Annotated in this window: 28 protein-coding genes; 4 read left to right on the top strand and 24 right to left on the bottom strand. The window is 32.1% G+C overall.

Translation table 11 applies throughout. The features are described from left to right. The first annotated feature begins 79 nt into the window (after positions 1–79). The 3 genes from ACVC5O_RS07845 (at position 80) to murA (ending at position 2,425) form a co-directional block, all read left to right on the top strand. On the top strand, positions 80–373 hold the full coding sequence (locus ACVC5O_RS07845) for a DUF493 family protein (protein ID WP_452220924.1): 294 nt from the start codon (positions 80–82) through the stop codon (positions 371–373). A gap of 66 nt (positions 374–439) precedes the next feature. After that, positions 440–1,099, top strand: coding sequence for a DUF4290 domain-containing protein (locus ACVC5O_RS07840; RefSeq protein ID WP_452220923.1), 660 nt, complete (start codon positions 440–442; stop codon positions 1,097–1,099). Between the two features lie 9 nt (positions 1,100–1,108). Further along, positions 1,109–2,425, top strand: a complete 1,317-nt coding sequence (murA, locus tag ACVC5O_RS07835) for a UDP-N-acetylglucosamine 1-carboxyvinyltransferase (RefSeq protein ID WP_452220922.1) — start codon at positions 1,109–1,111, stop codon at positions 2,423–2,425. Between the two features lie 80 nt (positions 2,426–2,505). On the opposite strand, the gene ACVC5O_RS07830 is transcribed toward murA, so the two are convergent. The 22 genes from ACVC5O_RS07830 to ACVC5O_RS07725 all read right to left on the bottom strand — a co-directional run bounded on the left by ACVC5O_RS07830 (position 2,506) and on the right by ACVC5O_RS07725 (position 19,198). Then, positions 2,506–2,868, bottom strand: coding sequence for a SnoaL-like domain-containing protein (locus tag ACVC5O_RS07830; RefSeq protein WP_452220921.1), 363 nt, complete (start codon positions 2,866–2,868; stop codon positions 2,506–2,508). 125 nt (positions 2,869–2,993) lie between these two features. After that, entirely contained in the window at positions 2,994–4,298 is a 1,305-nt protein-coding gene (locus ACVC5O_RS07825) for a cryptochrome/photolyase family protein (protein ID WP_452220920.1), read from the bottom strand. A 58-nt stretch (positions 4,299–4,356) separates the two neighbouring features. After that, complete coding sequence (locus ACVC5O_RS07820) at positions 4,357–4,827, bottom strand: SRPBCC family protein (RefSeq protein WP_452220919.1); 471 nt, start codon at positions 4,825–4,827, stop codon at positions 4,357–4,359. A gap of 41 nt (positions 4,828–4,868) precedes the next feature. Next, complete coding sequence (locus tag ACVC5O_RS07815) at positions 4,869–5,330, bottom strand: TspO/MBR family protein (RefSeq protein ID WP_452220918.1); 462 nt, start codon at positions 5,328–5,330, stop codon at positions 4,869–4,871. 1 nt (position 5,331) lies between these two features. Further along, on the bottom strand, positions 5,332–5,502 hold the full coding sequence (locus ACVC5O_RS07810; protein ID WP_452220917.1) for a Lacal_2735 family protein: 171 nt from the start codon (positions 5,500–5,502) through the stop codon (positions 5,332–5,334). A gap of 6 nt (positions 5,503–5,508) precedes the next feature. After that, positions 5,509–6,054: a glutathione peroxidase gene (locus tag ACVC5O_RS07805; protein WP_452220916.1), complete on the bottom strand. Its 546-nt coding sequence runs from the start codon at positions 6,052–6,054 to the stop codon at positions 5,509–5,511. 6 nt (positions 6,055–6,060) lie between these two features. Continuing rightward, a complete protein-coding gene (locus tag ACVC5O_RS07800) occupies positions 6,061–6,744 on the bottom strand; it encodes an SDR family NAD(P)-dependent oxidoreductase (RefSeq protein WP_452220915.1) in 684 nt (227 codons plus the stop codon). Positions 6,745–6,841: 97 nt separating this feature from the next. Next, on the bottom strand, positions 6,842–7,066 hold the full coding sequence (locus ACVC5O_RS07795; protein WP_452220914.1) for a hypothetical protein: 225 nt from the start codon (positions 7,064–7,066) through the stop codon (positions 6,842–6,844). 4 nt (positions 7,067–7,070) lie between these two features. Next, entirely contained in the window at positions 7,071–7,766 is a 696-nt protein-coding gene (folE, locus tag ACVC5O_RS07790) for a GTP cyclohydrolase I FolE (protein WP_452220913.1), read from the bottom strand. 59 nt (positions 7,767–7,825) lie between these two features. After that, entirely contained in the window at positions 7,826–8,104 is a 279-nt protein-coding gene (locus ACVC5O_RS07785; protein ID WP_452220912.1) for a TIGR03643 family protein, read from the bottom strand. After that, positions 8,105–8,533 (bottom strand): hypothetical protein, encoded by a 429-nt coding sequence (locus ACVC5O_RS07780; RefSeq protein ID WP_452220911.1) that lies wholly within the window; start codon positions 8,531–8,533, stop codon positions 8,105–8,107. A gap of 106 nt (positions 8,534–8,639) precedes the next feature. Beyond that, entirely contained in the window at positions 8,640–10,124 is a 1,485-nt protein-coding gene (locus ACVC5O_RS07775) for an FAD-binding domain-containing protein (protein WP_452220910.1), read from the bottom strand. Positions 10,125–10,142: 18 nt separating this feature from the next. Further along, complete coding sequence (locus ACVC5O_RS07770) at positions 10,143–11,675, bottom strand: cryptochrome/photolyase family protein (protein ID WP_452220909.1); 1,533 nt, start codon at positions 11,673–11,675, stop codon at positions 10,143–10,145. Positions 11,676–11,823: 148 nt separating this feature from the next. Beyond that, on the bottom strand, positions 11,824–13,137 hold the full coding sequence (locus ACVC5O_RS07765) for a DASH family cryptochrome (RefSeq protein WP_452220908.1): 1,314 nt from the start codon (positions 13,135–13,137) through the stop codon (positions 11,824–11,826). Continuing rightward, entirely contained in the window at positions 13,107–13,259 is a 153-nt protein-coding gene (locus tag ACVC5O_RS07760; protein WP_452220907.1) for a DUF2256 domain-containing protein, read from the bottom strand. The genes ACVC5O_RS07765 and ACVC5O_RS07760 overlap by 31 nt, the downstream gene beginning before the upstream one ends. Beyond that, the gene (locus ACVC5O_RS07755; protein ID WP_452220906.1) at positions 13,252–14,676 is read right to left on the bottom strand and encodes an SDR family oxidoreductase; all 1,425 of its coding nucleotides are present in this window, start codon (positions 14,674–14,676) and stop codon (positions 13,252–13,254) included. Before ACVC5O_RS07755 ends, ACVC5O_RS07760 begins: the two co-directional genes overlap by 8 nt. A gap of 106 nt (positions 14,677–14,782) precedes the next feature. Beyond that, entirely contained in the window at positions 14,783–15,397 is a 615-nt protein-coding gene (locus ACVC5O_RS07750) for a flavin reductase family protein (protein WP_452220905.1), read from the bottom strand. 4 nt (positions 15,398–15,401) lie between these two features. Further along, on the bottom strand, positions 15,402–16,712 hold the full coding sequence (locus ACVC5O_RS07745; RefSeq protein ID WP_452220904.1) for an ABC1 kinase family protein: 1,311 nt from the start codon (positions 16,710–16,712) through the stop codon (positions 15,402–15,404). Positions 16,713–16,918: 206 nt separating this feature from the next. Next, on the bottom strand, positions 16,919–17,575 hold the full coding sequence (locus tag ACVC5O_RS07740; protein ID WP_452220903.1) for a TetR family transcriptional regulator C-terminal domain-containing protein: 657 nt from the start codon (positions 17,573–17,575) through the stop codon (positions 16,919–16,921). A 106-nt stretch (positions 17,576–17,681) separates the two neighbouring features. Continuing rightward, positions 17,682–18,353 carry an MIP/aquaporin family protein gene (locus ACVC5O_RS07735; protein WP_452220902.1) on the bottom strand — a complete coding sequence of 224 codons (672 nt, stop codon included), beginning with the start codon at positions 18,351–18,353 and terminating at the stop codon, positions 17,682–17,684. Between the two features lie 16 nt (positions 18,354–18,369). Next, positions 18,370–18,840, bottom strand: coding sequence for a DUF6428 family protein (locus tag ACVC5O_RS07730; protein ID WP_452220901.1), 471 nt, complete (start codon positions 18,838–18,840; stop codon positions 18,370–18,372). 28 nt (positions 18,841–18,868) lie between these two features. Continuing rightward, positions 18,869–19,198 carry an ArsR/SmtB family transcription factor gene (locus tag ACVC5O_RS07725; protein ID WP_452220900.1) on the bottom strand — a complete coding sequence of 110 codons (330 nt, stop codon included), beginning with the start codon at positions 19,196–19,198 and terminating at the stop codon, positions 18,869–18,871. 145 nt (positions 19,199–19,343) lie between these two features. On the opposite strand from ACVC5O_RS07725, the gene ACVC5O_RS07720 reads away from it, so the two are divergent. Beyond that, positions 19,344–20,192, top strand: coding sequence for a DUF2911 domain-containing protein (locus tag ACVC5O_RS07720; RefSeq protein WP_452220899.1), 849 nt, complete (start codon positions 19,344–19,346; stop codon positions 20,190–20,192). A gap of 137 nt (positions 20,193–20,329) precedes the next feature. On the opposite strand, the gene ACVC5O_RS07715 is transcribed toward ACVC5O_RS07720, so the two are convergent. Then, positions 20,330–22,099, bottom strand: a complete 1,770-nt coding sequence (locus ACVC5O_RS07715) for a sodium:solute symporter (RefSeq protein WP_452220898.1) — start codon at positions 22,097–22,099, stop codon at positions 20,330–20,332. Between the two features lie 190 nt (positions 22,100–22,289). Beyond that, positions 22,290–24,821 carry a PIG-L family deacetylase gene (locus ACVC5O_RS07710; protein WP_452220897.1) on the bottom strand — a complete coding sequence of 844 codons (2,532 nt, stop codon included), beginning with the start codon at positions 24,819–24,821 and terminating at the stop codon, positions 22,290–22,292. Positions 24,822–24,893 lie beyond the last annotated feature (72 nt).

Raw genomic sequence — 24,893 nt, 5'->3', positions numbered from 1 at the left:
TTTAAGATGTAAATTTCGTTATAAAAAAGATTAAAAAAAAATATAAGTAAACACTATCTTTGTAACTTATTAAATAGTTATGAGCAAAGACAGCAAATCCAAAGAATTTTACGCTAAATTAAAGGTTCAGTTATACGAAACCACAAGTTGGCCATCAGAATATTTATATAAATTTATTGTAATTTCTAAAGGAGATAAAGTTAAAGAAATTGAATCCTTATTTAATAATATGGGAGCAGTAATAACAACAAAAGAGTCTAAAAACGGAAAATACACAAGCGTATCTGTTAACGTAAGAATGAAAGATCCAGATGTTGTAATAAAAAAATATTTAGAAGTTGCAGAAAATGTAGAAGGCGTCATTAGTCTTTAATATTTTTTTGTATTTTGCGGATGCATAGAAACTTCAATGCAAAACATTTAATTCTACACAATTATTTTGATAGACGATTTAGAGTACAACACAGAACGTGAGCATTTAATTATTCCTGAATATGGACGCCATATTCAAAAAATGATAAATTACGCTAAAACACGAGAAACAAAAGAAGAGCGAAATAAATTAGCAAAAGCCATTATTGCTGTGATGGGAAATATGCAGCCTCATTTACGTGATGTTACAGATTTTCAGCACAAGCTTTGGGATCAATTATTTATAATGTCTAAGTTTGAGTTGGATGCAGATTCCCCTTACCCTAAGCCTTCTAAAGAGCAATTAGCAGAAGCTCCAGAGCCTTTAAAATACCCACAAAATTTTCCAAAATACAGGTTCTATGGTAACAACATAAAAACAATGATTGATGTGGCTCGTACTTGGGAACCAGGAGAAATGCGTGAGGCTTTAGAATTTACTATTGCTAACCACATGAAAAAGTGTTTTTTAAATTGGAATAAAGATACAGTGGATGACCAAGTTATATATAATCACTTATTTGAATTATCTAATGGTGAGATTAATTTAAAAAATTCTGATGAAGATTTATCTGATGCTACAAGTTTAATGAGAAGCAAGAAAAAATACTCAAACAGTAATTCTAGTAGTAAAAAATCTCATCATAAAAAGAATAACAATAATAATAGAAACAGAAAACGCTATTAAATCCATTTTATGGGAACATTTAAAATTGAAGGAGGTCATCAATTAAAAGGAAACATTCAACCTCAAGGAGCAAAAAACGAGGCCTTACAAATATTATGTGCAGTTTTGCTTACTCCAGAAAAAGTAGTTCTAAATAATATTCCAGATATTATAGATATTAACAAACTCATCACGCTTTTAGGGAATTTAGGAGTTAAGGTTAATAAATTAAGTGAAGGCTCTTATTCTTTTAAAGCAGATGCTATTAACTTGGATTATATGCAAACTGCCGATTTTAAGAAAGAAGGTAGTGGCTTACGAGGCTCTATAATGATGGTTGGACCACTCTTAGCACGTTTTGGTAAAGGGTATATCCCAAAACCTGGAGGCGATAAAATTGGACGTCGAAGATTAGATACTCATTTTGAAGGGTTTATTAATTTAGGCGCTAAATTTCGTTATAATCGCGAGGATTATTTTTATGGTGTAGAAGCCGATAAACTTGTTGGTACAAACATGCTTTTAGACGAAGCTTCAGTAACAGGAACAGCAAATATAGTAATGGCAGCTGTTTTGGCCGAAGGAACAACTACAATTTACAATGCTGCCTGCGAACCCTATTTACAGCAATTATGTAAAATGCTGAATAGAATGGGAGCAAAAATTTCAGGTGTTGGTTCTAATTTGTTGACTATTGAAGGTGTTAAGGAATTAGGTGGAACAGAGCACACCATGTTACCAGATATGATTGAAATTGGTAGCTGGATTGGGTTGGCTGCAATGACTAAAAGCGAACTAACTATTAAAAATGTAAGTTGGGACGATTTAGGACAAATACCAGATGTGTTTCGTAAATTAGGAATTACTGTAGAACGCAAAGGAGACGATATTTACGTGCCTGCTCATAAAGACGGTTACGAAATACAAAACTATATAGATGGTTCTATTTTAACTATTGCAGATGCGCCTTGGCCTGGATTTACACCAGATTTATTGAGTATTGTTTTAGTAGTCGCTACTCAAGCAAGAGGCGAAGTATTAGTACACCAAAAAATGTTTGAAAGCCGTTTGTTTTTTGTCGATAAATTAATAGATATGGGAGCAAAAATTATACTTTGCGATCCACATAGAGCAACAGTAATTGGACACGATTTTAAATCGCAATTAAAAGCGACTACAATGGTCTCTCCAGATATTAGAGCAGGAATCTCATTGCTAATTGCAGCATTATCTGCTAAAGGAACAAGCACAATACATAATATTGAACAAATTGATAGAGGTTACCAAAAAATTGTTGAACGTTTAAAAGCTATTGGAGCTAAAATAGAACGATTAGAAGGAAATTAATATTTAAACTTATAACGCATAAAAAAACCTCGATAACTAAAAAGTTTCGAGGTTTTTTTGATTTTTAGTTAACAGCTAACTTATTCCATACTATAAAAATACTGTTCGCTAGCTATTTTTCCATCTTTAACTTCGTAAACACAAACTTCTTCCATTTTTTGTCTTCCACGTTCTTTAAACGTACAATCAAAACTCATTTTCGCACTAAAAAAGTTACCTGCTACAATTGGTTCTCCTATTTCACTAGAATGAAAATCCTCTACGCTTTCCATCCATTCTTTACTTTTATTCCAAACGTTTTGTTTTCCAGAAATCACTTCTCCAGGCATTCCTGGCATTTCTCTACTTACTATATTCTCTGCATATAACTCATTTATACAGTCTAGGTTTTTGCCTTCTCTGCACATATTAGCCCATTTTTGAGCGACTTCTCTTGTATTCATAATTAATTGTTGTTTTGTTTTTTTAAAGATAATAAAATTTTAGAAAACAGCAGATTGTGTGTTTTTTACGGAATAAATTACTTGTTTGTTTTTATAAACTTTAAAAAGAAATTATAAAATATTTTTTAACTCACAGCCTCCTTATACACTTCTAAACAGCGTTCTCTTGCTTTTTTGTGATCTACTATTTTCTCGACATAGCTGTCGGTTTCAAACTCAGGAACCCATTTTTTAATGTATTTTTTATCTTTATCAAACTTATCTATTTGAGTGGTTGGATTAAAAATCCTAAAATATGGTGAAGCATCTACACCAGAACCAGCAACCCATTGCCAATTGCCAACGTTACTTGCCATATCATAATCGTGTAATTTTAAGGCAAAATACGCTTCGCCTAAACGCCAATCTATTAGTAAGTGTTTGCATAAAAAACTACCAACTAGCATACGAACACGATTGTGCATAAATCCTGTTTTGTTTAATTGTCGCATTCCTGCATCTACAAGTGGGTAGCCAGTTTTGCCTTGTTTCCAAGCTTCAAACTCTTTCTCGTTGTTTCGCCATTTAATACTATCGTATTTAGGCTTAAAAGCATCTTTATGTGTGTGCGGAAAGTGCCAAAGAATTTGCATAAAAAACTCACGCCAAATAAGTTCTTGCCAAAAAACCTCGTTCTTTTGAGCTGTCGCTTTTTTTACCATTTTGCGAACGCTTACTGTACCAAAACGTAAATGTGGTCCTAATCTGGAAGTGGCATCTTGTGCAGGATAATTTCTTGTCGCTTCGTAATTATCTATTAATGTTGGTGTTACTGTGTAGTCTTTAATTTTTTGACTGGCACTTTTAAAGCCCATATCAGAAAGTGTAACATTTGGTAATCTGGTATGCTCAATTAAATTGTCTAAATAATTATTGGTATAATATATTTCTAAATCGTGTGATTTAAATTTTTCTTTCCAAACCTTCATATATGGCGTATAAACCTTATAAGGGTCGCCATTTTTTTTTACCACTTCGTCTTTTTCAAAAATCACCTGATCTTTAAAAGTTTTAAACTTAATATTATGCTCAGAAAGTAACTGTTTAATAGTGGTATCGCGTTCTGTAGCATAGGGTTCGTAATCATGATTGGTAAACACACTATCAATGTCGTGGTCTTTAATGAGTTGCTTAAATATACGTTCTGGTTTACCATAATACATTGCGATACTGCTGTTGTGCTCTTCTTGGAGTGTTGCTCTCATATCCTGTAACGTATCGAAAATAAAAGTTACTCTGGCATCATCTTCTGGTAATTCGTTTAAAATTTCATTATCAAAAATAAATATAGGTAGTACTGGCTTATCTGCTTTTAAAGCCGAATACAATCCTAAATTATCGTCTAATCTTAAATCGCGTCTAAACCAAAAAATATTTACTTGTTTACTCATTATGTATTTTGTTTTATTGAAGAAGGTATCCGTTTAGCATTAAATTACAAAAATCTATTTATTTTGAAGCATAGGTACCAAAAAGTGCTTCTAATTTTTTAGTTCTATAGTCAAATATCTCTTCTAATTTTGGCTTTACAATAAAAGGATGCACTAATTGTCCTAAAATACCAAAAGGCACTTTATAATCTATAATATCTTCCATTTCTACACCTCCATCAATTTCTTTTATAAAATGTTTGTGGTGCCAAAGTGCATAAGGTCCAAAACGCTGTTCATCTACAAAATATTCATTGTCTTTAACGTGTGTTATTTCTGTAACCCATTTTGTTTTTATGCCTAAAACAGGTGTAACTATGTATTGTATAATTTGTCCTGCAAACATTGGCCTATCTGCTCCAGAAAGGATGTTAAAACCCATATAATCTGGTGTAATTGTTTTTAAATTTTTAGGACTTGATAGAAACTCCCAAGCTTCTGCTTTTGTTATAGGTAAGTTTTGTTTTTTGTGTAGTCTGTAAATTTTCATCTAAAAAAATGTGTTTGTATTTCCGTTAAACGGAAATCGTATTAATTATTTAAAAGAATATATCCATTTAATGATGTTGCAATTAATAGCCAAATCATATAAGGAAGTAAGAGGTAGCTTTTGCTTTTTACTGTTTTAAAATTACTGAAGAAAAATGTAAAAATAACAACAGTTAACGCTGCAATAACGACTAAACCTAAGGCTACTAAATGCTGATTGAAAAAAACATAATTCCAAATCACATTTAATACTACTTGGAAAGCAAACGCTAATTTAAGTTGTACCCTTTCTGCTTTTTGAAATAAAGAGGCTAGATATATTGAAAAACAAATCATTATTAAAGTCCAAGCCACACCAAAAACCCAACCAGGAGGTGTCCAAGGTGCTTTATTTAAATTAGTGTACCAATCGCTCATTGGACCATTATCCATTAGCCAACTGCCAATGGCTAGGCCTCCAAAATTAATAACTAAAAACACTAAAAGTAGTTTGTAAAACTTCATTTTATTTGTTTTTAAGCAGTTCTATTTCTTCTAAAACAGCGTTAGCTTCGGCATATTTTTTATCACTTTCAGCTCTATTAATATTAGAAAGCTTATGCCATTCTTCCATAAGCTTATTGTATTTTTCTTGAAGTTTTTCGGTTTTCGTTTTCTTTTTAAATAATCCAAACATAATTTACTAATTTAAGTGTTTTGTTATTTTAGTGCTTTTAGGACTGGTATTAGAGTAAAAATAATCTATTAGCTCACCATTAGGACTTACCAAATACTTTTGAAAATTCCATTTAACATTAGAGTTGCTTACGCCATTTTTTTCTCTTTGCGTTAACCATTGGTATAATGGATGCGTTTGAGTTCCTTTAACCTTAATTTTTTCTGTAATTAAAAACGAGACTCCATAATTTACTTCACAAAAATTTTCGATGGTTTTAGCATCTCCAGGTTCTTGGTTACCAAACTGGTTGCAAGGCACTCCAATAACTACTAACTTATTATTATGTGTGTCGTAAAGCGATTGTAACTCTTTGTATTGTGAAGTAAATCCACATTTTGAAGCGACGTTTACAAACAGAATATATTTCCCTTTAAAATCGGATAAATTAATGGGTTTGTTTTGTAAACTATTAATCGTAATATCATATAGGCTAGGCAAATTTTCTTTATCGATTACTCTAGGTTTAGTTTTACTAAATAATGTTGCAATAAAAGCTTTTAAGGGATTCATAATTATTTAGAGTTTAAAGCTTACAATACCACAATCCATTTCAAAAATTTGACCAGAAATAGAAGCCGCTTTGTTAGAGGTTAAAAACGAAGTCATATCTGCAACTTCCTGAGGATTTAAGAACTTTTTTAGTGGATGGCGCTCTTTCATATTCTCAATCATTTTATCATTTCTCAGCAGTTTAGAAGCTAAATCTGTATCTGTAACTGTTGGTGCAATGGCATTTATTCTTACAGTTGGAGCTAATTCTGCACCAATAGATTTTACTAAGCCTTCCACAGCACTTTTTGAGGCAGCAACACTGGCGTGAAATGGCATACCTAATTTTGCAGCAACAGTACTAAATAACACAATCGAAGGTTGCTTGCCTTTTTTTAAAGGATCAATATATTTTTGGATTGATTTTACTGCTCCAAGTACATTAATTTCGAAATCTGCTCTAAAATCGTCTAATTTTAAACGTCCAATTGGTTTGAGGTTAATACTTCCTGGACAATATATTAAAGTATCTATAGCTTCAATTTCTGGTAATTCATCGTTTAAAATATCGCAAGAATGGTGTGTAAGATTTGCGTGTGAGATTTCTGGAGCGCTTCGACTAATATTAGTGACTTTATGTGTTTCTAAAAATGTATTTGTAATGGCTTTTCCAATGCCTTTACTTCCTCCAATAATAACTAAATGTTTCATATTTTTTTTAAAATTTGGTATAAAAAAAGTGGTATTAGTTGGTTTTACCCAAGCTAATTAATACCACTTATATGTCTTTTTATAAGATATCTACAACTTATGCTGCAGATGGTCTTCCTTTTAATCGTTTTTCGATTTTTTGTTTAATAACTGTTAATCGCTTCATTAAATCCATTAATTCTGGATCTTTATTTTCTTTATAAAGCTCGTTAACTCCAAGTATTAAATCTTTAGCTTCTCTCGATGCAAGAATACGATCACTAGTGGTAATAAACTTGTGCTTTCTTTCTGCAAATTCTACTGCTTTTTCTACAATACTCATAATACTACTGTTTTAAATAATTTTGTAATTCGGCTATTTTCTCAGGCGAATTAAATTGTCCACCATAGAAAGTTGTTACTGTAGCAGAAGACTCATCTTTAATTCCTCTAGAAGATACACATAAATGTTTAGCATCTATAATAACTGCAACGTCATCTGTTTTTAATGTTGCTTTTAGCTCTTCTGCTATTTGATTTGTTAAGCGTTCTTGTACCTGAGGACGTTTAGCATAATACTGTACAATACGATTTAATTTTGATAAGCCTATTACTTTTCCTGAAGAAATATAAGCCACATGAGCTTTGCCTATAATTGGTACAAAGTGATGCTCGCAGTTGGAGTAGAAGGTTATGTTTTTCTCCACCAACATTTGATTGTATTGGTATTTGTTGTCAAATAAAGCAATTTTTGGCTTATTTTTAGGGTTTAATCCAGAAAATATTTCATCAATATACATTTTTGCGACTCTTTTTGGTGTGCCTTTTAAAGAATCGTCTGTTAAATCTAATCCCATTACATCCATAATTTCTTCAAAAAGAATTGCTATGCGTTTCTTTTTTTCGTCATCGGATAATTTAAAAGCATCTGCTTTTAATGGTGTTTCCAAACCAGTGTAAAGATGGTCGTCTCCAACTTCATTATAATCAAAACTATTTAAATCGTGACCATTTGCGTTTACCAGTGTTTGTTTTGTGTTCATTTTTTCTTTTTTAATTGCTGTATTCTGTTGCTAACCAAAATCAAAGCAGGTTAATTAAATTAGCGTTTTGCTATTTTATTATGCGTTATTTGTTTTTGTCTGGAGCATTTAAATCTGCCTTCTTCAAAAACTCTTTTTTTTGCATGTTTTGTACTTCTTCCTTGCACTCTTGCTCTCCACATCTTAAAACTACTTAGTTTCATTTCGCGACGCATAAGCTCAATCACTTCTTGTTCTTTTAGTCCAAATTGAAACTTAATGGCATCAAAAGTGGTGCGATCTTCCCAAGCCATTTCAATTATTCTGTCTGTATCTTCTATTGAAAAAACTCTTGTCATTTATAAAGGCGAAAAATTAAATTGTTCATCATATTTTATTTTTTCATTTAATAACTTATTAAAAAATTGCTTATTTTCTTTAAACGTTTTACTATTTCTAAAATGAACAAATTTTCCGTTGGCATGGATGCTTGAACCATTAACTTTATAAATAACTAATTTGTAATAGGGAATAACCCAAGAAAAATTTTTTAAACCTTTTGTAATGTGAATTATTATGCCTTTTGGTCTTAATTCAATATTGCCATAATTAACATCATCTACTTTGTTCAAAATTGATGCCATATTTGGACTTACTTCGTCTATAATCATTCGTTTAGACCCAATACCTTTCATTTTAATAGATTGCAAAAAAGAAAACGGTAATCCAACCAAATCGTTAATTCGTTTTTTGTTCTCTTTATTGGAATGTGTGGTATTTAAAATCAATGAATTTTTATTTATTTATACTCAAATATACAAAATGTTTAATCTTATTTAATAATTGTTAAACAAAATTTAACATATTATTATTAATTGTTTTAAAAAGAAGATGTTAAGAGTGGTTTAACAATCGTTTTCGATTGTTTAAAGTATGTCGTTTTAAAATACGATAACTTTCTTTTTTTACAAGCGGATTATCTTTTAAATTCCATAACGTATTGCTTGCAAATTTTCGGGTTTCTTTCTCATTAACAATAGGAAACGGATAGTCTTTACCTAATTGAAAGCCAGTAATTTGTTGATCGAAATAGGTCATTTCGCTTGGATTATGTAGTAAAGGAGCTTGTAATTTAGCTAATTCCGGAATCCATTGTTTTATAAACCTGCCTTCTGGATCATGCTCCACACTATTTTTTAATGGGTTGTAAATACGTAGCATGTTAATTCCTGTTTCACCTGCTTGCATTTGGATTTGTGGATAGTGGATTCCTGGTTCAAAATCTAAAAATAAACTTGCCAAATGCTCGCTCATATCTTGCCAAGGTTGCCATAAGTTATGAGTAAAAAAGGAGACCACTAATGCTCGCATTCTAAAATTTAAATACCCAGTTTCTGTTAAACAACGCATACAAGCATCTACAAGCGGAAAGCAAGTTTGTCCTGCTTTCCAAGCGTTTTGAAACTCTAAATTCACAGGTTTATTTAAGTTGTGATAGCCTTTGTTAATAGATTTAAACTCCATTAGATGCTCCATTTCAAACTTTTGAATAAAGTGCGCTTGCCATCGTAATCGAGAGACAAACGCATTTAAATGGCTTTTGTGATTGGTATGTTTTAATACCTCTGAAGCATTATTTATTACCTGCTTAACAGATAGATTTCCCCAAGCAATGTAAGGTGATAATCTACTACAACCTGTTCTGGCTTCCAAAGGCTTAGATATATGAAATCTATAATTTTTATACCGCTTGTTATAAAATGAGTTTAGATATTTCATTCCAGTGGTTGTGCCTCCTTTTTGAAAATGTTTAGAGATTGTGGTTGATAATGTAACTGTTATGAATTCGGTTTCTAAACGCTCAACTTCCTCTAAGGTTAATAATTGATTTTGCTTTGGTTTAAATTGGTATTCTGCTTGCATCATAAACTCTTCCCAGTTTTCGTACCATTGGTTTCTATTGCTTATACCTCTTTGAACACCATTATTGCTGTTTTCTTTCCAAATAATGTGTTGTGTCTGGCAAAATTCCGCGAAAGCGAGATCTCTTTTAAAAGTCGTTAAAATACCAGTTTCTTGATGCGAATAGATTTGTGTAACATTAAACTGTTGCTGCAATTTTAGTATAACTGAAGCTATTTGAGAATTAACCACCAAAATTTTAGAGTGGTAAGCAAGCAACTCTTTGTTTAAATCTTCTAAAGATTGTTTTACAAAATCCCAATGCCTTTTACTGTAATGTTTGTCTTGTAATAAAAAATCTTCAAAAAGATAGAGTAGGAGTACACGTTGACCAGAATGTATAGCATTAGTTATTGCTTCGTTATCTCGTAAACGAAGATCGCGTTTTAGCCAAACTATACTTAAATTTTGTTTCAAAACCTTACTTTAAATGTTTTAGAAGTTATCTGGATTTTCTATGATGGTTTTTGCTCTTTCTTTAATTTTTTGTAATTGGTTATTATCCATTTTATTTAAAAGGCTGTACATCATTTTCATTCTAAAATTGTCTTGTAATTGTGCTCTTTTATCGTCTAAAAAATTCCAATATAAGCTGTTAAAAGGACAAGCGTTTTCTGTGATTTTCTCTTTGTTATTGTAGGTACAATCGCTACAATAATTGCTCATTTTATTAATGTAACTTCCGCTAGAGACATACGGTTTAGTTGCAATTTTTCCGCCATCTGCAAATTGGCTCATTCCTCTGGTATTAGGTAATTGAACCCACTCCACAGCATCGATATACACACCTAAATACCAAGCATCTACCTCGTCTGGATGTATTTGCGCTAATAAAGCAAAGTTACCTGTAACCATTAATCGTTGTATATGGTGTGCGTAACTGTTATCTAATGAGTTGGTTATAGCGTGTTTTAAACAATTCATCTTTGTTTTTGCAGTCCAATAAAATTCTGGTAGCGCGTTGTTGTTCTCTAAATGATTTAAAGTTTTGTATTCTGGCATTAAAGACCAATACATGCCTCGCATATATTCTCGCCAACCAATTATTTGTCTTATAAAACCTTCTACTTGACTTATGTTAATGTTTTCGCCATGTTTTCTCCAATAATTTAAAACAGTATCTACAACGTTTTTAGGCGAAATGAGTTTTATATTCATTGCAAAAGACAGTCTTGAATGAAATAAATAGTCTTGTTCTGTATGCATTGCATCCTGATAATCACCAAAATACACCAATAATTCTTCGCAAAAATATTTTAGTTGGTCTAGTGCTTGTATTCTGTTTATTGGGTAATTGAAGGTTTTGCTAGTAAAGTTGCCGATGGTTTTAATGTTTTGGTCTTTTAGCATTGCTACAATGTCTGACACCTCGTTTTTAAAATATTTATAAGCAGGTATGTCATGCTCGCCTTTCCATTTGTTTCTGTTGCTTTTGTCGTAATTCCATTTTCCGCCTTCAGGCTGACCTGCAACCATTAAAATATCATGTTTTTTACGCATATCTCTATAGAAGTTCTCCATGAGATATTTTTTTTTGCCTTTAAAAAACTGTTTTAAATCTTGTCGGTTTGTGTAAAAATGTTCTGTTGAAAAGCTTTCCGTTTCAATAGACAACGAGTTGCAAAAGTCTGTGAGTTGCTTATCTAGTCTATATTCGTCTGGTAATTGGTATTCAAATTTTTCAATGTGATGTTTTTTTATTATTAACTTTAAATTTTCTATTAAGCATTGTGTGTTTTTAGTATCGTTTAATTTGAAGTATTTTACATTAAAACCTTCATTTTTTAGATGCTGAGCAAAATCTCGCATAGCGGCAAAAAAGCCTATTACTTTTTGAATGTGATGCGCCACGTAATCGGTTTCTTGGCGCATTTCGAAAAAACAATAGATGTAATTATCTGGTTTGTTTTTAAACCAACTGTGTTTGCTGTTTAATTGGTCGCCTAGTATGAGTCTTAGTGTTTTCAAAGTGATATTAAGTTATTTTTTTAATTGATTTTGGTTCTAATATTAGCTGTTCTCGATACATTTTGTTCGTGCCTCACAAAACACTCGAACTGACGATGCTATTATATCGTATTGTTCACTCTATATAAAATACTCGAACTAAAGCGAGCTAAAAAAGTGTGTCTTGTAGCCACAGTCGTTGGTATTTGCCATTACTATCATAACGTTCTGCTTGTAGTTTAACGTTAAATTTTCGGTCTCGTGGATCGTTGCCAACACCAGAAACATACATCCAATTACCATAATTGCTATGCACATCGTAATCTATTAAAAGACTCTCAAAATAATTGGCACCAATGCGCCAATCCAATTTTAATTCTTTGGCAAAATAACTTGCGACGTTTTGGCGACCACGATTACTCATCCAACCTGTTTTTTTTAGCTCAATCATATTAGCATTTACAAAAGGCTCGTTAGTTTCGCCATTAATCCACTGTTGGATTTTAGTCTCATTACTAGACCAATCGTAGGTCTTTTTTAAAATACCTTCGCGTTTAAAAATTTGATTGTTGTGTTTTAAGGACACATACTTAAAATAGTCTCTCCATATTAATTCGAAAATTAACCAATAAGTGGATTGGTTTTTAAAGTGTTGGTTTTCAAAGCGTTTCACTTCCCAATAAATGTGTTTTGGTGATACACTGCCATTGGCTAACCAAGGCGAGAATTTTGAACTAAAATCTTTGCCAATTAACCCGTTTCTGGTTTTTTTATAAACTCCTAATTTTTTGGTTTTAAAAACATAGTCGTTTAGTCTTTTTAGCGCTTCAGTTTCTCCACCTTTAAATGGAAATGCAGTGTTTGGATGTTGCTCAAAAGCTTCAAAGCCTAACTCTTGTAGTGTTGGTATTTTGGTGTTATTTTCAATTGTATTTGGATGTGTTTTTGTTGGATGTATTTCGGCTAAAGGTCTTATTTCACTTTGTTTTTCACATTTTTTTCTAAACTCTGTGAATACATGTGGAATCTCATTTGTTTTAAACGGAATATCTTCTGGATGAAACAAAAACTGAGTGTAGCTTTCTAAAAAATTGATGTGTGGAGCGCAACTGTTTTTTACTTTTTTGAGTACAGAAACTTCTTCTTGAGTCCATTCTTTTTGAAGATAAATGTTTTCAATATTAAATTTTTCAGTTAAAAGAGGAATAGAATTTTCAGGTGTGTCTGTGTAAACAAATAACGGAATGTTAAGCGTTTTTAATTGTTGTTTAAGATTTTCAATCGTTTCAATTAAAAATTGAGCTCTAAAGCGCTCTGTTTTTTTAAATCCAAATTCAGAATTTTCAAATTGTCTTGGATCAAAACAGTATATAGCGATTACTTGTTCACTAGTTTCTATAGCTTTTACTAGTGAATTATTATCGTGAATTCTTAAGTCGTTTCTAAACCAAACTAGGCTATATTTGTTTTGTTTCTTCTGCATTTTTCGCTACAATATTTAACATTGTCCCAATTGTTTTTCCATTTTTTTCGCCAAGTAAAAGGGAGTTGGCAGGTTAAACAGACTTTAGTTGGGAAGTTAGTTTTTTTAACGGTTTTAGGCATTTGCTAATTTTTTAATCATGCCATTAAAAATAAAGCCATGAAAAGGTAAAACGCTATACCAATACAGTCTGCCAGCTAATCCACGTGGTCTAAAGGTTGCACGTTGATAGACTTTGCCTTTAGCGACTCTAAATTCTAACCAGGCTTCTCCTGGTAATTTCATTTCTGCAAAAAGGATTAAACGTTGTTGCTCTTTATCTGCTAAAAGCACTCTCCAAAAATCTAAAGCATCACCAGTTTTTATTGTGGTTTGATTGGTACGACCACGTCTTAATCCAATGCCACCAACAAGTTTATCCATAAACCCTCTAATTTTCCAAAGGAAAGTACCATAATACCAACCATTTTCTCCTCCAATTGACCATATTTTTTGCAACGTACGTTCCTCGTCTAAAACATTACGTTCTTTTATGTCTTTAAAACAGCCATGTTTGGGTACTTTTAAAAATTTTGTGGAGACTTGTTTTTTATTTCTGCTGTTTATAAAGGCATCTTTCCAGCTCGATAAAATGTTATTTCCTTCAATTTTAACAAACGCAAATGCAACCGCTTCTTTGTAGGACATTGGTTCTACTTCTAACAAACTGTTAATGTTACTTTTTTCTCCAATAATTTCTATTCCCATACTATTTACTAGAGAAGACGCTAGTTTATAGGAGGTTGATGTTACAAAATAAAGCCAATAACTAGAGAGTTTTGGAGTCATTACAGGTACTGTAATGATGTAACGTTTTAGTTTTCTACTTTCTGCAAATTGTAAAAGCATTTGCTTGTAGGTTAATATTTCTGGACCAAAAATATCGTGTGAGGTATTGTATAATTCTTCTTTTCCTAAGCCTTTGGTTAAAAAGGCTAACACATCTCTAACACCAATAGGTTGCGTTTTTGTATTTAACCATTTTGGTGCAATCATAACAGGTAGTTTTTCGACTAAATCGCGTATAATTTCAAAACTTGCGCTACCAGAACCTACAATAATTCCTGCTTTAAAAACGGTTAGTGCATAAGTATTTGATTGTAGTGTGTTTTCTACATTTTTTCTAGATAATAAATGTTTGGATAGTTTTGTGTCGTTAGTAATTCCGCTTAAGTAAATTACTTGCTTTACTGCTGTAGTTTCTAAATAGGTTTTAAAATTTTGAGCACAGTCTTCTTCCATTTGATGAAATTTATCAACAGAATTAGACATTGAATGAATTAAATAGTAAGCAACATCAATATCTTTTGGGATGTTTTTTAAGGTTTCGGGCTTTAAAAAATCGGCTTCAACAACATGTAGATTCTCTTCTTCGGAGTATTTTTTTTCGGTTCGCAATTTTCCACGAACAGCACAAATAATGGTGTGACCTTGTTCTAATAGTAACGGAATAATTCGCTTACCAATGTAGCCTGATGCTCCTGTTACTAATATTCTCATGTGGTGGTTTTTGTTATTATTGTTATGTGCTTCTCGATACATTTTATTCGTGCCTCATAAAATACTCGAAGTTAAGTAGCCTATTTAGTTAAGTTATAATTAATGTTTATTGTTTCGGTCTTTGATAAGCCAATCGTTTTTTAAATTTTGGTATAGCGTAGCCATCGAGTCCATTAATTGCTGCAATGTTTGCTTTAGCAAGGTTTATAAAACCGTCGTCTTCTAATAAATCGTCATTAAAGTAGAGACCTTTAATTTCACCAATTACTAGAATAGTATCGTTTGCTTTGATGAAATATTCTTCAACAAAACTCATTTCTACTTGTAACGGAGCATCTTTTACAAAAGGCGCAAAACAGTGTTTTTTATATTCTGAAACTAAAGTTGTTTTATCAAATTCTGAAATACTCTTATCATATTTTGCTGAAGTATGATGCGCTTCTTCAAAATTATTTAAATGAATAGCATTTATAGTATAGACTCCAGTGTCTTTAATGTTGTCGTAGGTATTTCTGGTTACTGTGGTTGGTCTGCAAAAAAAGCCAAGTAGTGGAGGATTAGAGCCAATATGTGTAATGGAGCTGAATACTGCTACGTTTTCTTCATCATTTTTAGACTTAGTACCAATTAGATTTGCGCTTTTAAAACCAGAGCAACTATTTATTAAATTAATTTTATATAAATGTTCTAATTGCTCTATATCTTTTCTGCTAAAATACATCTGCTTACAGAGTTTTAAAATTATTTATTTTAATGTCTTTAGCTTTTAAATCAAACATTAAATTATACAATCCAAAAAACGTTCTGTTAACATAAATAAAGTGCTTTGAGCCTCTATTGCCATTCATTTTTCGTAATTCTGTGCTTTTACTAAATCGTTGTCCCATTTCTGAAATAGCGTTAAAAAAATCAGGATCTGAAAAATCGAAAGTTTCTGCATGAAACGGTTTTGTAAATAAACTTAGTAACTCGTGGAATAGCGTAGTGAAAAAGGTTAATTCTTCTTTTGAATCTTCTTTTAAAAGAATTTCAAGTTCATACATTTTTTCGGCAAAAAGCTCAGGATTATTTATTACTTCTGGTTTTGCTAATTCAAAATAAGGTGTATAAAATTCGTCAGGTACTTCTTTCATACAACCAAAATCTAACGCAATAAGTTCGCTGTTTTTTGATACTAAAAAATTCCCAGGATGTGGATCTGCATGTACTTTTTTAAGATTATGCATTTGAAACATATAAAAATCCCAAAGTGCTTGGCCTAATTTGTCTGCCTTGCTTTGGTCTGTATTGTATGCTGTAAATTCCGACAGATGTTCGCCTTCCATCCAATCCATTGTTATAATGCGTTCGGATGATAAGTCTTCGTAATAATTAGGGAATTTAAGGTTTGGAATGTGGCTACAAGCCTCTACAATAGCTTTACTTTGTTCTACTTCTAAAACATAGTTTGTTTCTTCAACAAGCTTGTTTTCAACTTCTTGAAAATACTTGTCTGAATCCTTTCCTTTTATATTAAACATTTTAATAGCAATGGGTTTTACCAAAGCCAAATCTGAAGCAATGCTATCTGCGACTCCAGGATATTGAATTTTCACAGCAAGTTTTTTCCCATCCTTTTCTGCTAAATGCACTTGTCCAATACTGGCAGCATTTACAGAATTTAGATTAAAGGAGTCATAAATCTGGCTTGGTAATTTCCCAAAATATTTTTTAAATGTTTTAGATACTAATGGAGCAGAAAGTGGTGGAACAGAAAACTGTGCCAACGAAAATTTTTCTACGTACGCTTGTGGTAAAATGCTTTTTTCCATACTTAGCATTTGAGCCACTTTTAACGCACTTCCTTTTAACTGCTTTAAACTATCGTAAATATCGTCGGCATTATTTTTATTTAAACGATCCTTAGCTTCAGCTTCAGTTTTTGTGATTTTATCTCCATAATATTTCAAATAATTAACACCTACTTTAGCTCCTGTGGAGACTAATTTAGTTGCTCTTGAAATTTTTGAAGTTGGTATTTTGTCTATTGTTTTCAATAGTTGTGGGTTTTATGTTTTGAGATTCTTCGTTATGCTTTTAATGACACTATTAGATTAATAGATTCTTTTCTTTGCTCTGAATGGCATTATTAGATTAATAGATTCTACGCTTTGCTCTTAATGACAATTATTAATTTATTAGATTCTTCGCTTTGCTCTGAATGACATTATTAGATTCTTCGCTTTACTCTGAATGACAATTATTAATTCATCTGGATTTTTTCTTTGAAGATAAATTTTCCAAAGTCGATTATGCTTTTTAAAGGTGCCACATTTAGCACATCGAAACTTGTATTTACTGATTTTTCTATAAAAATATCTGTTTTTTCAAACGAAGCAGAGGTATCGTCCATCCAAAATTTCATGGTTAATAATAATTGTAACCAAGCGGTTTCCTTTAAACCTTTATTCTGAATTTTTTCTAGTTGCTCTTGTTTAGCGTCTATAAGTTCTATACCTAATTCTTGGATATAAGTTGTAAAACTCGCTTTAAGCTCAGACAATGCAGCATAGTTTTTAAGACTATTTTTATGTTTGTGCAATGCATAGACAACATAACTTCTATTTGCAGTTAAGTTTTCAAAAAAAGTAAAATAAAAACTTAATAGCTTGTTACGAGGCTCAAAATGTGCATAGTCTTCACTAGCTTCTAAAGCGTTGTGTGTATTGTTAAAAAAAGCTTTAAAAATTCCTTTTTCTACTGCATCGAAAGAACCAAAATGTTCGTAAAATTTAGCTTCGTCAAAATTATTGTGTTTTGCAAAAGCGTAAACTGATTTTGGTTGCTCGTTATGTTCTAAAACATAACCCATGTAAAATGAGATGATGTTATTTGTGGTAATATTTTTCTTTTTTGCCATTGTTAATTTATTAATAGCATAAAGATACAAAATGTTTAATCATTTACACTAAAGATTAAACAAAAATTAACATGGGTTTGTGAAGGTTTTTAACTTTTAGGAGAAATCAGCATGATTTTTCATTACAACAGTTATCATCTTTTACTAATCTGCAAGAAGAAACTGCAGCTAAAGCACCTAAAATTGGAGCAGAAATATAAAGCCATAAATATTGAAAATTACCTGTAAATAGAGCAGGAGCAATAGATCGAATTGGATTCATGGATGCTTTAGTCATTGGACCAGCAAACATCGCTTCTAATAGAATAACACCTCCAACAGCGATGGCTGCTGTTGTGCCAATCTCTTTACTACCTGTAGAAACATTTATAATTACTAGCATTAAAAAGAAGGTGAGTAGAAACTCCAAAATTGCAGCTTTGTATGGTGGAAAACCTTCCGCTGGACTTGTTTCGCCTAAAAACTGGCTTTCAGGAAATAGAAACCATAATATGGCAATTGCAAGAATTGCGCCTATGGCTTGTGCTACTATATATTTTGGGACTTCACCTAAAGGAAATTTTTTTGCAAAGGTAAAGCCTAAGGTTACAGCAGGATTAAAATGTGCACCAGAAATATCGCCAAAAGCGTAAATCATTGCCATTACAATTAATCCCCAAACGGAAGCCACTCCAACGTGTGAAATGCTTCCGTTTGTGATTTCGTTTATAGTCATTGCACCACAACCACAGAAAATCATAGCGAAAGTGCCAATAGATTCAGCAATGTATTTTTTCATAAATTATGGAAATTTTTTAGCAACATCCAGAACCTGGAGTACAGGCATCACTTGATTGGATTTCTGATAATTGTAATTTTTGCTTAGCTTTTGGAATGCCACAACTTTCTAACGCAAGGCAATCTGTTGTTAAAGGAATCAATTGAAATGAATTATGCTTAAACCCTAAATTAAATTTTTGGATGGTTTGTTCGCCTTGATATTCTACTTCAATTTCTAAATTGTTAAGGTTAAAGAGGTCTTCGGCAGTTTCTATAATTTTTACTAATTTTTCTGGATGCAGTCTATGATCATAATCATTAGCATTCCATAATTGAAAATTTACTTTCTTTTCTTGTCTTAATGTGCCACCACAATCTATAAAATGTTTAGTGGTTTTACCAACTTCGGTAACATGAAAATGGTTAGGAACTAAACTACCATCTGGTAACGTAAAAGAGATCGTTTCTAATGTGTTTAAGTAATTTTTTATTTCTGAAAGTGTCATAATCTATAGTGTTATTATTATTAATAGTTTAACAACACGTGTTGTTAGTTATATCGTTGTTTAAAAAGGAATTTAAGGTTGTTTTCATTGCTGTCCAACGTTCTTTATTTATACAATAGCATACGCTTGTCCCTTCAATAGTACCTTTAATTAAGTTTAAATTTTTAAGTTCTTTTAAGTGCTGAGAGATGGTTGGTTGTGCCAAACCAATTTCATCTACTAAATCGCCACATACACAGGAGTTTATTTTAAATAAATGCTGAATGATGGCTACTCTTGCAGGATGCGCAAATGCTTTTGCTAACACTGCAATTTGGTTTTGTGTTTCTGTAAACTTTTCGGTTTTAATTAATCCCATTTTATTAATTTGTATATCGCAATATTACGATTAATATTTTAATTAGAAAATTTATTATCCATTTTTTTAAGCTTTTATTAACAAACAAGCTGTAAGTTATGCTTAATTTTATAGTCTATAATTAAAAATTAAAAAAAGCACAACCATGAAAAAATTAATTACATGCATTATGGTGTTAGCAGTAGCGTTTACTGTTAATGCTCAAATTGAAACACCACAACCAAGTCCTTTTTCTAAAGTAGAGCAAAAAGTTGGTTTAACAGATGTTACTATCGAATATTCGCGTCCTGGAGTAAAAGGAAGAACTATTTTTGGAGATTTAGAGCCTTATGGAGGTTTATGGAGAACAGGAGCTAACAAAAATACTATTGTTACTTTTAGTGACGATGTTGAGATTGCAGGACAACCTGTAAAAGCGGGATCTTACGCTATTTTTACAAGATTGACATCTGCAAAGCAATGGGATGTACATTTTTACACAGACACAAATAATAGTGGTACACCTAGAAATTGGGATGATAGTAAGGTTGCTGCAACAGCAACAGTTGAAGTGATGCCGATTCCTTTTAATGTAGAAACAATGACTATTGATATTAATAGCATAACTGATAATAGTGCTAAGCTTGAAATATTATGGGAGAAATCGTATGCAGCAATTCCATTTACAGTTCCTACAGATAAAAAAGTATCGTCTGCAATAGATAACGTTATGGCTGGTCCTTCTGCTGGAGATTATTATAATGCTGCAGTATATTATGTAACTGCTGGAAAAGATGCTAACAAAGCAAAGCAATGGATGGATAAAGCATTATCAATGATGGAAACACCACGTTTTTGGCATTTAAGACAAAAATCTTTAGTCTATGCAGCAGCAGGAGATAAAAAAGGAGCCATTGCAGCAGCAAAAGCATCGTTAGCAGATGCAGAGAAATCTAAAAATGCTAATTATGTTAAAATGAATAAGGCGTCTTTAAAAGAATGGGGAGCGTTATAGATTTACGATTGTAGATTTACGATTGTAGATTTACGATTTTAGATTTACTACTGTAGATTTTTGATTTACGATTTTTAAATAAAAACTCACAAGTTATGCTTGTGAGTTTTTTTTGTGTTATGCATTGATGTTAGATTTTAAATCAAATTAGAATTTTGTAAAATAAGATAAGCAAAACCACATAAAATACTAATTAATACCACTAAAACAGCTTTGTTGTTAGTAGAAATCTTTTTGAAATCTATTAGCAACGCAATTATGATGGCTAAGAAGCAACCCACAAAGTTTAACCATAGAAAGGGTAGATTGATAACGTCGTATAGATTTAAAAAGTATAATAATATAATTAGCGCTTGTGTAATTAATGCTGCGATAAAGACAGCATTTCCTTTGACGTGTTTAAAGAAGAAGGCTAAAAGGAAAATTCCCAAAACATTACCATAGAAAATAGAACCAATAATATTAACCAACTGAATTAAATTTTCGGCTAAGTTGGCGACACAAGCCACACAAATGGCTATAATTCCCCAAATTAGCGTAAACCATCTTGAGGTTTTTACCATTTCAGATTCGGATTTTTCGGGTACGTTTCTTTTGTATAAGTCTATAGTTGTTGTACTTGCTAACGCATTTAATTCGCTAGATGTGCTAGACATTGCGGCACTTAAAATTACTGCTAATAGCAACCCAATAAGTCCTTTTGGTAGATTATTTAAAATAAAATGAATAAACACATAATCTTTGTCGTTGCTTTCTACTTTTATATTTTGAGCTTCACCAGCTTTTTCAATTAACGCTTTTGCTTCATTTCTAATATCATCGTTTGCTGCATTGGCAGCAGCTATATATTTTGACGTGTTTGTTGCTTCAGAAGATGTAAAGGCTTCAATAATAACTTGTTTGTCTTTAAAAATTTTATGTTGTTCAGTCTCTAAAGCTTTAAATTCTTCAGCATATTCGGAGTTTAAAACGACTTCAGTTGCAGTTGGATTAAAATTTATTGGCGCTTCGTTAAATTGATAAAACACAAAAACCATAATACCAACAAGTAGGATAAAAAACTGCATTGGTACTTTTAGCAAACCATTAAATAGTAAACCTAGTTGCATTTCTTTTACAGACTTGCCAGACAAGTAACGTTGTACTTGACTTTGGTCTGTACCAAAATAGGAAAGCATTAAAAAAGTTCCACCAATAATTCCACTCCAAAAAGTATAACGGTTATTAAGATCGAAAGAAAAATCTAAAACTTCCATTTTGCCACTAGCTCCAGCAATATCTAGTGCTTTAGAGAATGTAATATTATCTGGTAATTGGTTTAATATTAGCACAAAAGCGATAACCATACCTGTAAAGATGACTACCATTTGGTGTTTTTGTGTCACATTTACTGCTTTTGTTCCACCAGACACAGTGTATATAATAACCAGTATTCCTATTATGATATTTAGTAATAATAAATTCCAGCCTAATACAGCAGATAGTATAATTGCAGGTGCAAAAATGGTTATTCCTGCTGCTAAACCACGTTGAATTAAAAATAGGATAGCAGTAAGTGTACGTGTTTTTAAATCGAAACGATTCTCTAAAAACTCATAAGCAGTATAGACTTTAAGTTTATGGTATAAAGGAATAAAAACCATACAAATTACAATCATTGCAATAGGTAATCCGAAGTAAAATTGCACAAAACCCATTCCTGAATGAAAGGCTTGTCCTGGAGTAGAAAGAAACGTAATGGCACTGGCTTGAGTTGCCATAACAGACAATCCAATAGTCCACCATTTAGACGTGTTTCCGCCTTTTAAAAAGTCTTGTACGTTTTTACTACCTCTGGTTTGATAAGTACCATAAATTACAATGGTTAATAGTGTGCCTATTAAAACAATCCAATCTAAAGTTTGCATAATTTAAAAGGCTTTTGTGATTAAGTAAAACACTACTATGTATAAGGCATTAGCAACAAGTACTGCTGTGTACAATGGTTGCCATTTGTATTTTGGTTGGTTCATGTTTATTGTTTTTAATGAGTTGTTTGGTCGAGCACAGTCGAGATTTATTAAAACCTCTTAATTGTATTTAAGCAGACAGAATAAACTAATTTTTTATATCACTTGCTGTTTTTAAATCATCTTTTCCAATACTCAGCATATTAGCAAAAAGTCTGTAAGCACCAGGAACACCAGCAGGAAACTCCCTAAAAAAACTTAATCCAGTATAAATGTAATAGCCTTTACCATGCTTGGCAACTAATAAGCTTCCTGTTTTTGGAGTTTCTCCTTTATCGTTCATGGATAGGATAGGAGTGAACTCTTTGGACCATTGGTTAGGAAAATACAATCCACGTTCTTGAGTCCAACCATCAAAATCCTTGTCTGTAATTTTGTTTGGGAAATTTAAAAGCTCGTGGTTTGGATTTAATAATGTCACTTCTGCAAACTCATCGGTTACTCTGTCTCTAGACAATTTTAAATCGTAAGGCGCAATCTGATCTACTTTTATTCTGTGGCTTGTATTATATTGTACAATCATGTTTCCACCATTTTCAACATAATCAAATAGTAGTTGTTGTTTAAAGTTTAAGGTTTCCACAGTATTATAGGCTCTAACACCAACTACAACAGCATCAAACCTGCTAAGTGTTTCTGCATTAATGTCTTCTGGTTTTATAGTAATGACGTTATAACCAATTTGTTGTAAACTTTCTGGCACAACATCGCCTGCACCTTCAATATAGCCAATGTTTTCACCTCGTTTTTGAATGTCTAAACGTACAATTTTACTCTCACTTGGTAGTAAAACGGTTTGATAGGGAATATGGTCGTAATCAATTTCAATGAGTTCTTTTGTATAGGTGTTATTGCCAATAGTAACCTTTGGTGAAATAAAACCTTCACTTTGATTTTTTGGAGGTATAACAGTAAATACTAAGGTTTGCTCTTGTCCTTTATTAACAATTGCTACTTTTTGGCGTTTAGGATACACGCTCCAATCTTTTGGATGTGTTAATTCGATAAACCCTTCAACAGCCTCTTTACCAGCTTTAACAATTACAGGAATTTCCTTTTGTTGGTCGTTTTCAAAAATGATTACTTTTTCTGTGATTTTTGCAGATACTTCTGGTATAATTTCAAAAGGTTTATAGACTTCTCCTTTTACAGGATCGTTGGTTTTGTAAACTATGGGTTTTGTGTATGAAATTGGAGTGCCTTCAATATTTAAATTAAAACGAACAGTTGTTGTTTTTAACGTTTCCGGTAAACCAATCCATTGAGGATTTTCTACATTATACATGCCTAAACTCCCTTTTTTTGTTAACCAATATGGAGCAGAATAGTTGCTTTCTGTAGAAATATAGTAGCTTAAATCAAATGCTTCTGCTTTATTATTTTTTAATTGAATATTCTTTGAATTGGTTTTTCCGTCATCAGATTTAACAATACTTACTAGACTAATTGTTGAATTGCTTCTGTTTATAGCTTCAATTGAAAGTTTTACACTTTCATTTAATGACACGTAATTTGTTTCAGCTACAGCTTCTAAATACAAGCCACTACAGGCTAAAATGATGTTTTTAATCTCTTCAGTTTTAATCGTTTTCCAATGCGAAACTTCTAAATTTTGAATTAGTTTATACGCTTTCACCAATTCTGGAACTGAAGCTGAAGGATTTTTAAAATCATAATTGTCTTCAACTTTATATAAGATATCACCAATTGCTTTTCCGCCTTTTATGCGGTTCCAAGAGGTATCGATACCATCAAAAACGTTGGTTTTATTTGTTGGCATATCGCCTTTAATTAACTCTATATATTCGGTTTGCGAACCACGAGTTCCTGTGTTACCAAAGCCTTGAGATTTATGCTGACTTCTACTTAGAGCAGCAATTTCTGTATTACTTAATCCGCTAGAGGGATAATAGACACCAATATCTATACCTAAAAGATTGCTTTTATCTGCTGCTTCAAACTTTTCTCTACTGCCATAAAACCACCACGAGGTATTAAAAAACGCGCGTTTTGGTTGCCAAGTTCCATATTGTTTTGCTAAATTTGGATATGCTTTTGGATTGTTTGCCAAATCAAAAGCTTCTAAACTTAACATGGCAGAACTGGTATGATGTCCATGTGTTCTTCCTGGACTTCTGTGGTCAAAACGATTAACAATAATGTCTGGTTTAAATTGCCTGATGGCTAAAACCACATCGCTTAATACTTCCTCTTTGTTCCAAATGGACAAAGTTTCGTCTGGATGTTTTGAATATCCAAAGTCGTTTGCTCTTGTAAAGCGCTGTTCGCCACCATCGATACGACGAGCTGTTAATAATTCTTGTGTTCTAATTACGCCTAAAAGCTCTCTAATTTCTGGTCCTATAAGGTTTTGTCCTCCATCTCCACGTGTTAATGATAAATAGGCTGTACGTGCTTTTACGTGATTTGCCATATATGAAATTAAACGTGTGTTCTCATCGTCTGGATGAGCAGCTACATATAAAACTGAACCTAAAAAATTAAGTTTTTTAATAGATTCGTATATCTCTGAAGCATTTGGTTTTTCTGGTTGTTGCGCAAGTAAAGTACTTGTAGAAAAGCCAATAAATAGAAGTAGAGTTGCTAGTATTTTTTGCATGGAGTGTTTGTGCTAATTGAATGTGTTTCAAATATAAACAATCACACAATTAATATAAGGATTTTAGATTTC

The organism is Lacinutrix salivirga (assembly GCF_053604675.1).
This window is presented reverse-complemented; position numbering and strand designations above follow the sequence as displayed.